General features: G+C 58.2%; 1 protein-coding gene. It reads right to left on the reverse strand.

Annotated elements, in window-relative coordinates; translation table 11 throughout:
- Positions 1-359: ABC transporter permease (locus AC1DKR_RS21485; protein WP_478035268.1), on the reverse strand; the 359-nt coding region annotated here is incomplete at both ends.

Here is a 359-nt window from a genome sequence, read left to right on the forward strand (position 1 = left end):
GGGGCAAGGTGATCGACCAGAAAACCCGCAACGGTCCGGCACCTGCATCGCGGGCAGCCTCTTCCATGCGCCGATCGATATTCTGGAACGCTGCCACGGGGATCCAGATCATCAACATCAACGTCCCGACCAGCTGGATCAGGACAACGCCCCAGAAGGTGCTGATCAAGCCGAGCTTCAAGAAGATGCCAGCGATCGCCACCAGAAGTCCGAACTTCGGAAAGGCATGCGAGGCCAGAAAAGACAGGAAGAGCACGTTCTTTCCGGGAAACGACATGCGCGCAAATGCATAAGCCGCGGGTAAGCAGATGATGGCCGACAAAAGCGTGACCGTCGCCGTCAGTCGCAGGCTCAAGAAC

The sequence above is a fragment of the Stenotrophomonas sp. 01N47 genome (assembly GCF_056399165.1).